9 protein-coding genes are annotated in these 11,968 nt (G+C 70.0%); 1 reads left to right on the top strand and 8 read right to left on the bottom strand.

The genetic code is table 11. From position 1 onward, the window contains the following. Nucleotides 1-13: 13 nt before the first annotated feature. On the bottom strand, nt 14-943 hold the full coding sequence (locus QQX13_RS01735; protein ID WP_301152248.1) for an endonuclease domain-containing protein: 930 nt from the start codon (nt 941-943) through the stop codon (nt 14-16). 165 nt (nt 944-1,108) lie between these two features. Continuing rightward, nucleotides 1,109-1,672: a TetR/AcrR family transcriptional regulator gene (locus QQX13_RS01730; RefSeq protein ID WP_301144442.1), complete on the bottom strand. Its 564-nt coding sequence runs from the start codon at nt 1,670-1,672 to the stop codon at nt 1,109-1,111. A 255-nt stretch (nt 1,673-1,927) separates the two neighbouring features. Between QQX13_RS01730 and QQX13_RS01725 the strand changes: the two genes are divergently transcribed. After that, complete coding sequence (locus QQX13_RS01725) at nt 1,928-3,493, top strand: MFS transporter (protein ID WP_301144441.1); 1,566 nt, start codon at nt 1,928-1,930, stop codon at nt 3,491-3,493. Between the two features lie 65 nt (nt 3,494-3,558). Here the strand turns inward: QQX13_RS01725 and QQX13_RS01720 are convergent, their stop codons facing one another. From QQX13_RS01720 to QQX13_RS01695, 6 genes are read right to left on the bottom strand one after another with little or no spacing between them, the layout of a single operon-like run. Then, entirely contained in the window at nt 3,559-6,072 is a 2,514-nt protein-coding gene (locus QQX13_RS01720; RefSeq protein WP_301144440.1) for a GH39 family glycosyl hydrolase, read from the bottom strand. 36 nt (nt 6,073-6,108) lie between these two features. Continuing rightward, nucleotides 6,109-6,756 carry an HAD family hydrolase gene (locus QQX13_RS01715; RefSeq protein ID WP_301144439.1) on the bottom strand — a complete coding sequence of 216 codons (648 nt, stop codon included), beginning with the start codon at nt 6,754-6,756 and terminating at the stop codon, nt 6,109-6,111. A gap of 52 nt (nt 6,757-6,808) precedes the next feature. Further along, nucleotides 6,809-7,834 (bottom strand): ABC transporter permease, encoded by a 1,026-nt coding sequence (locus QQX13_RS01710; protein WP_301152247.1) that lies wholly within the window; start codon nt 7,832-7,834, stop codon nt 6,809-6,811. Nucleotides 7,835-7,880: 46 nt separating this feature from the next. Further along, nucleotides 7,881-9,107 carry a LacI family DNA-binding transcriptional regulator gene (locus QQX13_RS01705; protein ID WP_301144437.1) on the bottom strand — a complete coding sequence of 409 codons (1,227 nt, stop codon included), beginning with the start codon at nt 9,105-9,107 and terminating at the stop codon, nt 7,881-7,883. Between the two features lie 54 nt (nt 9,108-9,161). Further along, a complete protein-coding gene (locus QQX13_RS01700; RefSeq protein ID WP_301144436.1) occupies nt 9,162-10,232 on the bottom strand; it encodes an ABC transporter permease in 1,071 nt (356 codons plus the stop codon). Next, the gene (locus QQX13_RS01695; protein WP_301152245.1) at nt 10,220-11,719 is read right to left on the bottom strand and encodes a sugar ABC transporter ATP-binding protein; all 1,500 of its coding nucleotides are present in this window, start codon (nt 11,717-11,719) and stop codon (nt 10,220-10,222) included. Before QQX13_RS01695 ends, QQX13_RS01700 begins: the two co-directional genes overlap by 13 nt. Nucleotides 11,720-11,968 lie beyond the last annotated feature (249 nt).

Genomic DNA, 11,968 nt, shown 5'->3' with positions numbered 1-11,968 from the left:
CGTATCGCCGCACTCATGTCCGGCCCAGGCGCGAACTGATGGCCGCGCGCAGGAGCGTCCGGCATCGGTCGGGGTCCCTCATGAGCTCGCGGAAGCCGAACCGCACGGTCGCGTAACCCGCCGCCAGCAGCTCCGCATCGCGGGCCCGGTCCCGCGCCACCTGCTCAGGACCATCGTGATACGCCGAGCCGTCGAGCTCGATCACCAGGCGCGCACGCCGATGCAGGAGGTCCGCGATGCGGGTCCGTCCCGCGGCACGGATCGAGACCTGCGCCTCGAGCTCGGCGAACTCGTGACCGACGAACACCCGCCGTCGCGCCAGGACCTCCGTGGGCGACGTCGCCCCGTCGTCGAACTCGTCCAGCAGCCGGACCAGCGAGCGGCGATCGGCGACCCTCGCGCGCCGGTCGGCCGCCCGACGTAGCTGACGGGGCGACACCGCCCGAAGCCAGAGGGCGGTGTAGAACACGGTCTCCCGGTCGGGCGGCGCCGCGATGCACCATGCGTCGAGCACCGCGTCGTCGCTCACCAGGCACGTGACGCCCCCGACCGTGATCCGCCACCGAACCGGTTCTCCGTAGGTGACGCGCAGCCAGGCCGGCGTGCGGACGTGGCCGTGCCGCGCACTGCGAGCCTCGACCCGGTGAGGTGCGGGGAACCGGCTGTCGAGCAGGTGGAGTGCGGAGCGGCCGGTGATCACCAAAGCGCCCCGCGACCAGCGCACGACGGCTGCGCACCGCACCCGATGGTCATCCGCGTGCGCGGCGAGGCAATACCAGCCGGGCAGCACCCTGGTCAGCGTTCCGTCGGCGACGGCGTGCTCCAGTCCGGCCCGTCCGATCGCGTCGAGCACCTGCCTGCGCGGGAGGACCGGGTCTCGCGGGCCGTCGAGCCGCGTCATCAGAGCGGTCAGGCGGCCGTCGGAGCGTGCTGCGCGGGCCATGGGTCGAGGCTCGCGCACCTGGCGACACGTGACACCGATCGTCTCCTCGAGGGGGAGAGAAGGCCGTTCCGGCTCGGCGCCGGACATCGGTGCCCGAGACAGGGGGAGATCAGGCAGCCATGTCCGGCCGGGCGAGGGAGATCGGAGGGTGTCGGCTCCGCGGCGCTACGGCACCAGGTCCGCTGCGACCCTGAGCGCCGCCTGACCGCGCTCCTCGACCGTGCCTCCGAGGTCGCTCTCGAGCTTGTTGGCGATCAGCACGGTCATCACTGCCATGCGCATCCGCAGCCGGTCCTCGAGCGGGGCGTCCGCCGGCAGCGACGAGTCCCACAGCTTCTGCTTGAGCTGGTGGACCAGCCCGGTGGTGGAGGCGAGGTTCTGCAGCGCGACCTCGTTCTGCTGCACGCACCGCATCACCTCGCCGGGGGTGCCGCGGGTGACGTCGACCAGCCGCGCGATCATCTCCAGGCGCCGCTCGCGCGTCGCCGGGCCGTCGTTCATCCACGTCACCAGCGCGTCGACCTCGTCGAGGACCTGCGCGATCAAGGAGTCGAGGATCTCCTCCTTGGACTTGAAGTGGTAGTAGAGCGCGGCCTTGGTGACGCCCAGGTCCTCGGCGATCTCGCGCAGCGAGGTCTGGTCGTAGCCCTGCGAGGTGAAGCGCTCGAGCGCGACGTCCTGGATGCGCGCACGGGTGTCGCCCCGGCGGCGCGTGGCGGTGTCGGTCATGGCTTCCTTCCTACCTCTCGCGGGGGACGATGCGGCGGTCCGACACGTCCCGGGAATTGACTTGACGACCGGTTAGTTGTGTGAATACTATCACCGAGAGAACTTACCGGTCGGCTAGGAAGTTCCCCGGGCATCGTCCCGCCGCCGCCCGGACCGTCGCCGGCGCCTCGCCGGCACCGCCCTCACGGGCTCCCCGCATGGTCGCGCTCGACGAACGTCCCTGCCGTCGCGGCCCCTGCACACGAAAGGCTCCCCATGGACACCACCCCCGATCCCCGCCGCTGGTGGGGGCTCGCCGCGATCGGCCTCGCGCAGCTGATGGTCGTGCTCGACATGACGATCGTCAACATCGCGCTGCCCACCGCACAGGCGGACCTGGGCATCTCGGATGCCGACCGCCAGTGGGTCATCACCGCCTACACGCTCGCGTTCGGCGGGCTGCTGCTGCTCGGCGGTCGCCTCGGCGACGTGTTCGGCCGCAAGAACACGATGATCATCGGCCTGAGCGGCTTCGCCCTCGCCTCGGCGTTCGGCGGCTTCTCGCAGTCGCTCACGATGCTGCTGGTCGCCCGCGCCCTCCAGGGAGTGTTCGCCGCGCTCCTCGCCCCCGCGGCGCTGTCGATGTTGAACATCACCTTCACCGAGCCGAAGGAGCGCGCTCGCGCGCTCGGCGTCTACGGCGCCATCGCCGGCGGCGGCGCCGCGATCGGTCTCATCCTGGGCGGCGCGCTGACGCAGTACGTCGACTGGCGCTGGACGCTCATGGTCAACGTCCCGATCGCGGTGGTCGCGGTCATCGGCACCGCGCTGTTCCTCCACGACCGCCGCACGCCGGGCATCCGCACCCGGCTCGACATCCCGGGCGCGGTGCTGGCCTCGAGCGGCCTGCTCGCGATCGTCTTCGCCCTCAGCGAGGCGGAGCAGCACGGATGGTCCTCCGGCCTCGTCCTCGGGATGCTGGGGCTCGGCGCGATCCTGATGGTCGCGTTCGTCCTGGTCGAGCGCCGTACCCCGCACGCGCTGCTGCCGCTGCACCTGCTGCGCGAGCGTAACCGGGTGGGCGCGCTGCTCGCCGTCGGCCTGACGCAGATCGGCATGTTCGGCGTGTTCCTGTTCCTCACCTACTACCTCCAGGGCGTGCAGGGCTACTCGCCGCTGAGGACCGGCGTCGCGTTCCTCCCCATGGTGCTGGGCATGATGACGGGCGCGGTCGGCATCTCCGCCCGCCTGCTCCCGCGGGTCGGGCCTCGCCGCCTCATGGTCCCGGGCACGCTGCTCGGCGCGGGCGCCCTCGCGTTCCTCACGCAGATCGAGGTCGGCTCGTCGTACTGGTTGCACGTGCTGCCCGGTCTGGTGGTGCTCGGCCTCGGCATGGGCATGACGTTCATGCCGTCGATGGCGACCGTCACCGGGGGAGTGCGCGGGACCGATGCGGGCGTGGTCTCGGCGACCCTCAACACCACCCAGCAGGTGGGCGGCTCCGTCGGCATCGCGCTGCTCAACACGATCGCCGCGACGGCGACCGCGAACTGGATCGTCGACACCGGCGCGTCCGCCCCTGCCGAGATGGCGCAGGCGGCCGTGCACGGCTTCACCACCGCCATGTGGGTGTCCGTCGGAGCCGTCCTGCTGGCCTCGCTCGCGGCGGGCCTGCTGGTGACGATGCGCCCGGCAGCGGGCGGCGACGCCCACGTCGCGTCCGAGGCGGCCGAGCGGGAGGCCGCGATCGCGAGCTCCGGCGAGGCGATCTCGGGCGGCGATCTCGCCGCCGCGCCCGCCTTCGCCGACGGCGAGCCGCACCCGGGGGGATCGCGCGGCTGACGCATCGTCCCGTCCCGGCGCCCTCGGCTCTCGAGAGAGACCCGGGGGCGCCGCGCCGTCCCTCGTCAGGATGCGCGACGGCGCGGCACGAGCTCGATCACCCGGACCTCGAGCGGCTCCAGCACGGCGGAGACCGTGAGCGTGCCGTCGACGCCCGCCTCCACGTCGTTCACGATCATCTGCGGGACGGAGACCTGCCGGATGTAGTCGACCTCCGGGGGATCGATCGACGGCGCGCCCATCCGCAGCCAGGTGTCGAAGGCCGAGCCGTGGTCGGCGTTGATGACCTCCTCGCGCTGGCGGTACGTGCCCGGCGCGAGCCCGGTGAGCTCCAGCGAGACGTCCATGCGCCCGACCTCGGAGAACGGGGCGTAGCGCTCGAGGTAGGTCATGTCGTAGCGCTCGCCCGAGGCGAACAGGTGGCTGAAGTGCTCGTAGTTGTACAGGTAGATCTGCACGGCGTGATCGCTGGCCGTCACGAAGTGGCCCTCGCCTGAGGCGAGCAGGCGGTCGCCGGCGCGACGCAGGGCGGCGAGCACGTAGTAGTGGGGCTTCTTGACCCCGTTGTAGGTGTAGAGCCCCAGGCCGCCGTGGAACATGTCGTCGGACGGCTGCAGCTCCTCGACCAGGTCCGTGAGCATCCAGTAGCCGAACGAGTCCAGGTCGTCGTAGTTCTCGAGCAGGTTCTTCGCGAGGTAGCAGCTCTTGAACGTCGTGTCGTTCAGGAGGTCGCGGTGGGACACCGTGAGGTTCCACTCGGTCATGTACACGGGGGTGGCCATCCCCCGCTCCTGGAGCAGCATGCGGAGCTGGCGGACGGTCTTGTGGAACGTGTCCTGGTCCTTGTTGAGGCGCAGCCCGGCCGGCTCTCCGGGGGAGTGCTCGTCGAGCCGGGCGCGCGAGAAGTCGTTGTCGTAGAAGTGCACCGTGAGGAAGTCCGGGGCGCGCCCGGCGGCCTCGGCGTGGTCGAGGAAGGCGAGCAGCCAGTCCTTGTCCTGGGCGTAGCTCACGAGCATCGCGGGGCTGCCGAACGCCAGGTCGGTGCCGGACCGCTTCACCGCGTCGTACGTCGCGTCGTAGAAGTCGTAGAACAGCGCGTCGTCGTCGAAGCCGAAGAGCGTGGACCCGGTGTCGGGCTCGTTCCAGGGGCTGAAGAGCCAGCGGGACACCTCGGCGTGCCCGTAGCGGTCGATCGCGTGCCTCACGAACGCCTCGACCAGCGCGGTCCAGCCCTCGAGGCTCGCCGGCGGGCTGACGTTGAACGGCGCGGAGAAGACCGTCCGGTCCGCGATCGAGGCCATCTCCTGCGGCGTGAAGGAGAGTTCGACGAACGGCCGGAGCCCGATCGACAGCAGGAAGTCGAGGACCTTGTCGAGCAGGACGAAGCTGTAGACCGGCCGGCCGTCCCTGTCCTCGCGGTACACGTGCATGTCGTCCGCGAACAAGCCGTGGAACTTGATGTACTCGAAGCCCACGTCCGCCTGCCACTCGGCGAGCATGTCGCGGACCTCCTGGTACAGCAGCTCCTTGGCGCGGCCGACGGTCGTCACCTTGCGGTACGCGTGGTGGAGCGCGCGCCCGTCCGCGGTCACGTCGATCGCGTCCACCGCGACCACCTTCGCGAGCGGATCCGCGTCGAAGGCGGCCGTGACGTGACCGTCGCTCTCCTCGGGCAGGTACTTCGCGAGCAGGGCCAGCGGGGAGTCCGGCGCGGGTCGCGCCGTGGTCGATCGGCGTGACGGGCCGTCGCGGCCTTCCTTCTTCTGCAGCTCGTCGCGGCGGTACTGGCTCGGCAGCACCCCGAAGCGTTCTTTGAACACCTTGACGAAGGCGCGGGGATCCCTGAAGCCGTTGCGGCGGGCCACCGTCTCGACGCTCTCGTCGGTGGTCACCAGGTCGTCGACCGCCCGGTCGAGCCGCAGCGCGTTGTAGTACGCGGAGAACGTCATCCCGACGTTCTCCTTGAAGAACGCGGAGAGGTAGGGCGCGGACAGGTGCTCGTGCGCCGCGACCTGGTTGAGGGTCAGCGCCTCCGCGTAGTGCTCGTCGATGTAGCGGAGGAGCCGGCGCATGCGGCTGCGATGCTTGTCGGACGCGGTCGTGCCGCCGGCGGGGTCGGCGATGAAGCCTCGGGTCAGCTCGTCGAGCAGCGCGTAGAGCAGCGCGAGGGTCTTGAAGCGGTTCTGCTCGTCCTCGGTCGCGTTGGCCTTGACGACCAGGGCGAGCAGGTGGAGCAGCGGACGGAACGCGCGGCGGTGGGAGGCCGCCGCCGAGTTGACGCGGAACTCGACCTCGTCGAGCGACTCGTCGAGGCGCCGCACGTCGAGTCGGAGGACGATCACCTGGAAGGGGTCGTCGGACTCGAGGGCGACGAGCCGCCGCGCGTTCGCGAGATAGACGTCGTCGGGCTCGAGGGTGACCTCGTCCTCGTCGTCGACCACCGTCGGGCGGCCGTGGACCACGAAGATCAGTTGGGACTCGTCACGACGGCTCGGCGGGACCATGCCGTCGGACTCGACGAACATCACGCGCGCGGGCAGCGCGCGCGGCAGGACGACCAGCTCGCTCTCGGAGTACACGGCGGTATTGTCTCGCGTCCCGGTGGCGAGGGCTGATCAGACGCTCACGAGGGCGGCGATGCCCGCCACGCTCGCGAGGGCCCGGGTGACATCGGGGTGTGCTGCGGCGTCCCCCAGGCCGAGCACCTCTCCGAAGCCGCCGGCGTGCGCCGTGCCGGCGCCCTCGCGGGTGCTCACGACCGCCGCGCACTGGTACGCGGGCAGCGCGAGAAGGTCGGCGGCGCGGAGGAGGCCCTCCGGATCGGGCTCCCGGCGCGACATGTTCGCGCCGTCCGACACGGCGTCGAACCGGTCCCGGAGCCCCGTGCGCTCGAGGATCATGCGGGAGCTGCGGCTCGCGGACGCGACGGCGAGCCGCAGCCCGCGGGCGCGAAGGTCCGCGAGCAGCGTGGGCACCGCGGGGTCGATGTCGCGCGGGGACAGCCCGCGCACGAGCTCGCGGTGGATGGCCGTGCGCTCGTCCGCGAGAAGCTCCTTCTCGGTCCGCGACACCTCGGCGTCGCCGAGCGCGAGGATCGCGTCGAGCGTCTCGGAGCGGGACAGGCCCCGCAGCCGGGCGTGGTCGTCGCGGCCGAACGCGATGCCCAGGCGGGAGGCGACGGTCGCCCACGCCCGGAAGCTCGTCTCGTCGGTGTCGACCAGCACGCCGTCGAGGGCGAAGACGATGCCCCGGGTCCCGGTCACGACCGGTCGGCGGATCGCCGCCGTGGACGCGGGCCCGTGGCCGTCGCGGCCGTCACGCCGAGGCCCCGACGCCGGCGGTCTCGCGCGGGGGCGCGGCGGGTCCCGACGGCGGCCGGTTGCCGAGCCGGGCCCGACGCCACCAGTGCTTCGCCCGCTCCTCGTTGCTCAGGAAGATGAGGAAGGCCACCAGCAGGAACGCCGTGATGAGCGACTGCTGTGCGGACGTGAGCCGCAGCGCCGAGTAGCCGAGCCCGATCACCGACATGCTCAGCGCGCCGAGCAGGTAGCCGAGCTTGTCGTTGGAGTAGCGGCCGATGTAGCCGCCGACGAACATCGGAAGGAACGCGGTGAACATGATGCCGATGGTCGAGAAATTGATGCTGCCGGCCTCGATGAGGCCCTTGCCCGACGCCTGGATCAGGCCCACCACGCCCATCAGGCCGCCCGACACCGCGTAGGTGGCGATCGCGTTGCCCTTCTCCTTCACGCCGGCCGACACGGCGGCGTGCTGACCGGTGATGAGGGCACGGTAGTCCGAGCCGAACCGCGAGCGGTCGAAGACGGTGTAGACGCCGACCAGCGCGAGCACGATCACGATCACGAGCGCGGTGAGGTTCTTGCCGAAGGCGACGAGCTCGGGGTACTGCGTGAAGCTGATGTTGCCGCCGCCGGTGATGGTGAACGCCAGGCCCTCGAAGAGCAGCGTCACGCCCAGGGAGCTCACCAGCGGGGAGATGCGGAGCGTCACGTAGAGGAGGCCGGAGAAGGCGCCCAGGAGCGCGCCGGCCGCCAGCGTCACGGCCGCCATCGCGGGGAAGCCGCCGCCGACGTTGATCGCGATGGTGGCGCCGATGGTGCTCGACGCGAGCGCCATGGCACCCAGCGAGAAGTCGAAGCGCCCGCTGTTGAGGTTGATCGCGAGAGCCATGGTCGTCAGCATCGTCACCGCGGTGGTGCGCGCCAGGATCATCAGGCTGTCGCTGGAGCTGAACAGGGAGGCACCGTCGATGGCGGCCAGCGCCCAGACGACCGCGAACACTCCGACCGGGATGATCAGGGTTCCCGTTGCCCGTCGCATGAAGCTGCCCATCTCTGGTGCCTCCCTGTCCTTTCCTAGGGGTGTGTCAGCCGACCAGGTCGGCGAACGTGTACTTGCTCACGAAGTCGGCGAACTCGTCGTAGCTCGCGCCGGAGGCCACGAACGGCGACAGGGCGTCGACGTCGTAGACGGGGGCGTCGACGTTGTCGGCGTCGACGATCTCCTGGAACTCCTCGGCCGTGGTGGCCTCCCAGTAGCCCTGGCTCAGCGCGAAGGCCGAGCCCTCGGCGGTGCGGTAGGGCTCGCCCTGGACCGCGGAGAGGGTCGCCGCGAAGATCGGGCCGTTGATCGAGGTGAACTTGCCCGCGAGGAAGCCGAGGGTGCCGTTCTCCATCGCCACGAGGTTGTCCTCGGTGTAGGCGTCGATGTCACCGATCTGGATGCCGGTGCCGTCCACGGCGGCGCCCAGGATCGCGTTGCCGGTGCCGACCGCGAGGATCGCGTCGGGGCCCGCGGCGATCATGTCGGCCATGCTGGCCTGCCACGCGGCGTCGAAGTCCCAGGTCTCGAGGTAGCCCGAGAGGGTGTAGACGTCCGACTCGAAGTCCGCGATCTTGATGGTGCCGTCCTGGTAGATCTTGCCCAGGATGTCGCCCATCTCCGTGGCGCCGCCGTACGAGGTGGTCGGGTCCTCCGCGAGCGCGGCGAGCATGCCGGCGGCGCGGTAGATGTGCATCTCGAGGTAGTAGGGCACGCCGCCGCCGAAGATGCCGAACTCGGTGTCGCCCTCGGCGGTGAAGTGCTTCACCATGTCGTAGCCGGCCTGGTACTCGGTCATCGCGTCGGGGCCGATGGCGCCGACGTAGTACTCGTAGTCCTTGAAGGTCTCGTACTCCTCCTCGGACAGGGCGCCGGTCGCGACGGCGTAGTAGATGCCCGCGTCCTCGGCCATGTCGAGCTGCGTCGGGCGGTCCGCCGACGCGAAGGAGATGACGGCCTCGCAGTTGTTCGCGATGAAGCCCTCCATCGCGGTCTTCTCCGCCTCGGCGTCCGCCAGCTCGTCGGAGTACACGAACTCCACCGGGAAGTTCCCGGCGATGTAGTCGGTGTAGTAGTCGCGGAAGCTCAGCGCCTCCGACGACGTCACGTCGGCGACGAGCACGCACATCTTCACCGGGTCGGCCGCGGCGGCGTCCGTCGCGCCCGCGCTCGAGCCGTCGGTGGTGCCCGCGCTGCTCGAGCAGGCGGCCAGCGACAGCGCGGCGGCGACACCAGCAGCGGTGCCGAACGCCATCTTGCGAGTGATCTTCATGATGTTCCCTTCATTGGGTGGGGTACTGCGATCTGGTGGAGCAGGGGAGGGTGGTCAGCGGGGCAGGACCTTGGTGCGGAAGCCCGAGGCCGCGAGCCAGACGACGGCGAGGAACAGGACGGCGCGGACCATCTGGGCGATCCCGGCGCCGCCGGCCATGCCCTGGAGCATGATCGACATGGTCTGGTTGAGCAGCGCCATGGAGATGCCGCCGATGATCGCGGCGTAGATCCGGCTGCGGGGCCCGCCGGAGATCACCATGCCGCCGAAGACCATCGCGACCAGGATGTTCATCCCGATGTCGGAGGCGCTGGTCACCGTGAGGGTGGGCGTGCGGAGCGCGGTCAGGAACGCGCCGAGGCCCACGCCGAGGCCGGCGATCGCGAACGCCGCGATGGCGGTCAGCTTCATCGAGACGCCGGTGAGCCTCGCGGTGACCGGGTTGCCGCCCATGAGCTTCTCCACGCGGCCCAGGCGTGTGTAGTTGAACAGGAACACGCAGAGCGCGAGGAACGCGACGGCGACGATGATCTTCACCGTGAGCGTGTCGTACTCGCGGGCGAACGACCGGTCGATCCGGATCTGGGCGCCTCCCGTGGTCTGGACGAGCGCGGCGGCGACGGCACCCAGCACCGACAGCATGGCGACGGTCGTCACGAAGACCGGCAGGTTGAACACGGCGGCGAGCGTCGCGCTGATGAGGGAGGCGGTGACGGCCGCGAGGACGCTGGCCCCAAGCATCAGCCAGAGGTTCCCGGTCGCGTTGTGCACCAGGCCCGCGACCATGGCGGCGACCAGCGTCGAGGCGCCGAGGCTGATGTCGAAGGAGCCCATCGCGAAGATGAAGATGGCGCCGGTCGCGATGATGATGACGATCACGGACTGGTTGACCAGGGTCTCGACCGCGTAGCCCATGTTGGTGCCCGCCGACGTGCCCGCCAGCACGAACGCGACCGCGAGGACCGCGAGACCGATCAGCGGCGCGAGGTCGGCGAAGAGCTTGCCGCGTCGAGCCTTGGCGGCCGCGGCGGCGTCCTCCTTGGCGATGGCGGCCTTGGTGGGCGTGGCGGGCGTGCCCGCCACCGCATCGTCCTGGGCCACGGTGGTGCCGTTCAGATCATGCATTCGATGATCTCCATCTCGTTGAGGTCGGCGCTGCGCTCGAACTCGCGCACCACGCGACCGTCCTTCATGATCAGCAGGCGGTCGCTCATGCCCATGAGCTCGGTCATCTCCTCGGAGATGAGGACGATCGCCTTGCCCTCGTCCTTCAGCTGGGTCATCAGGCGGTACATCGCCTGCTTGACGCCGACGTCGACGCCGCGGGTCGGGCAGTCGAGGATCAGGACCTCGGTGCCGCACGCGATCCACTTGCCGAACACGACCTTCTGCTTGTTGCCGCCGGAGAGCGTGGAGACGATGGTGCCGGCGCCGGGCGCCTTGATCTCCAGCTGGTCCATGGGGGTCTTCACGTAGGCGTTCTCGGCGCCGGAGGTGATGAGCCCCGCGCGTCCCTTGCCGATCAGCCGGAGCCCGGCGCTGGCGATGTTGTCGCGGATCGAGGCGCTCAGGCTGAGCGACTCGGTGTCGCGGTCCTTCGAGACGTAGCCGAGCGCGTTGCGGACGGCGCGGCGCTCGTTCGAGATCCTCACGCCGCGTGACTCGACCGCGCCCGAGTCGAGCACCACTGCGCCGAAGAGCGCCTTGCCCAGCTCGTGCATGCCGCAGTGGCTCAGCCCGCCGACGCCGACGATCTCGCCGCTGCGGACGTCGATGGTGACATCGCGGAGCTTGTCGCCGAGGTTCAGCCCGGTCGCCGACAGCATCACCTCGTCGTTCGCCGTGGCCTTGTTGTCCTCGCGGTAGTAATGACCCTCCATCGAGCGGCCGATCATCGCGGCGCGGATCGCGCCCTCGTCGAACTCGTCCTTGTCGAAGGTGCAGATGATGTCGCCGTCGCGCAGCACGGTGAGGCGGTCGCAGACGGACATGATCTCGTCGAGGTCGTGCGAGATGAAGATGACGGCGCCGCGGGTCTTGTGGTCGTCCATCGCCTTGTAGAGCAGGTCACGACCGTCCTGGCCGAGCGCGGTGGTGGTCTCGTCGATCACGACCACCGCGGGGTCGTACATCATCACGCGCGCGAGCTCGACGAGCTTGCGGGTCTGGAAGTCGCAGGCGCCCGCGGGGGTGGCGGGGTTGACGTCGGTGACGCCGATCGCCTCGAGCGCCGCGGTAGCGCGCGCGTTCATCTCGCGGCGGTTGACGAGGCCCAGGGTGGAGAACTGGCCCGTCTCGCCCAGGAACAGGTTCTCGGCGATGGTGATGCCCGGCACGGTGCCGCTCTCCTGCACGACCATGCCGATGCCGTTCGCGAGCGACTCGTTGACCGTCGCGGGGGACCACGGCCCGCCGCGGAAGATCATGGTCCCGGTGTCGGCCGGCTGGCTGCCCGCGACGATCGAGGTGAGCGTCGACTTACCCGAGCCGTTCTCGCCGATCAGGCCGTGGATCTCACCGTCGCGGAGCTCGAAGTCGACGTTCTTCAGCGCGCGGACCACGCCGAAGCTCTTCGACATGCCGGTCACCGTGAGTACGACGTCGTTCGTCACTCTGCGCTGCCTCTCTGTTTCGCCGTTGAACTTTCGAGGCAAAGTTACGTAGAGGTTTCGACGCGCTTCAACGAGCATCCGTACGGCATTTCCGGGGATGCGTTGCGGGGGCTACCGGAGCAGGGAGGCGCCGCGCGCGTCCGCCTGCATATCGATGTGCGCCGCAAGCGGAGCGCCCAGATGAAGAGAATGAGCCAGACGGGTCGCGGGCGCGTTTCCTTCGGATTCTTCGGGTCCAACGTCCCGGAG

This window comes from Demequina lignilytica, from assembly GCF_030418375.1.
GTDB classification, from domain to species: Bacteria; Actinomycetota; Actinomycetes; order Actinomycetales; family Demequinaceae; genus Demequina; species Demequina lignilytica.
This window is presented reverse-complemented; position numbering and strand designations above follow the sequence as displayed.

Bases quoted from the DNA above. Each gene is read 5' to 3' on its own strand.
- QQX13_RS01735 (WP_301152248.1), bottom strand. From the start codon at position 943: ATGGCCCGCGCAGCACGCTCCGACGGCCGCCTGACCGCTCTGATGACG.
- QQX13_RS01725 (WP_301144441.1), top strand. From the start codon at position 1,928: ATGGACACCACCCCCGATCCCCGCCGCTGGTGGGGGCTCGCCGCGATC.
- QQX13_RS01705 (WP_301144437.1), bottom strand. From the start codon at position 9,107: ATGAAGATCACTCGCAAGATGGCGTTCGGCACCGCTGCTGGTGTCGCC.
- QQX13_RS01710 (WP_301152247.1), bottom strand. From the start codon at position 7,834: ATGCGACGGGCAACGGGAACCCTGATCATCCCGGTCGGAGTGTTCGCG.
- QQX13_RS01700 (WP_301144436.1), bottom strand. From the start codon at position 10,232: ATGCATGATCTGAACGGCACCACCGTGGCCCAGGACGATGCGGTGGCG.
- QQX13_RS01730 (WP_301144442.1), bottom strand. From the start codon at position 1,672: ATGACCGACACCGCCACGCGCCGCCGGGGCGACACCCGTGCGCGCATC.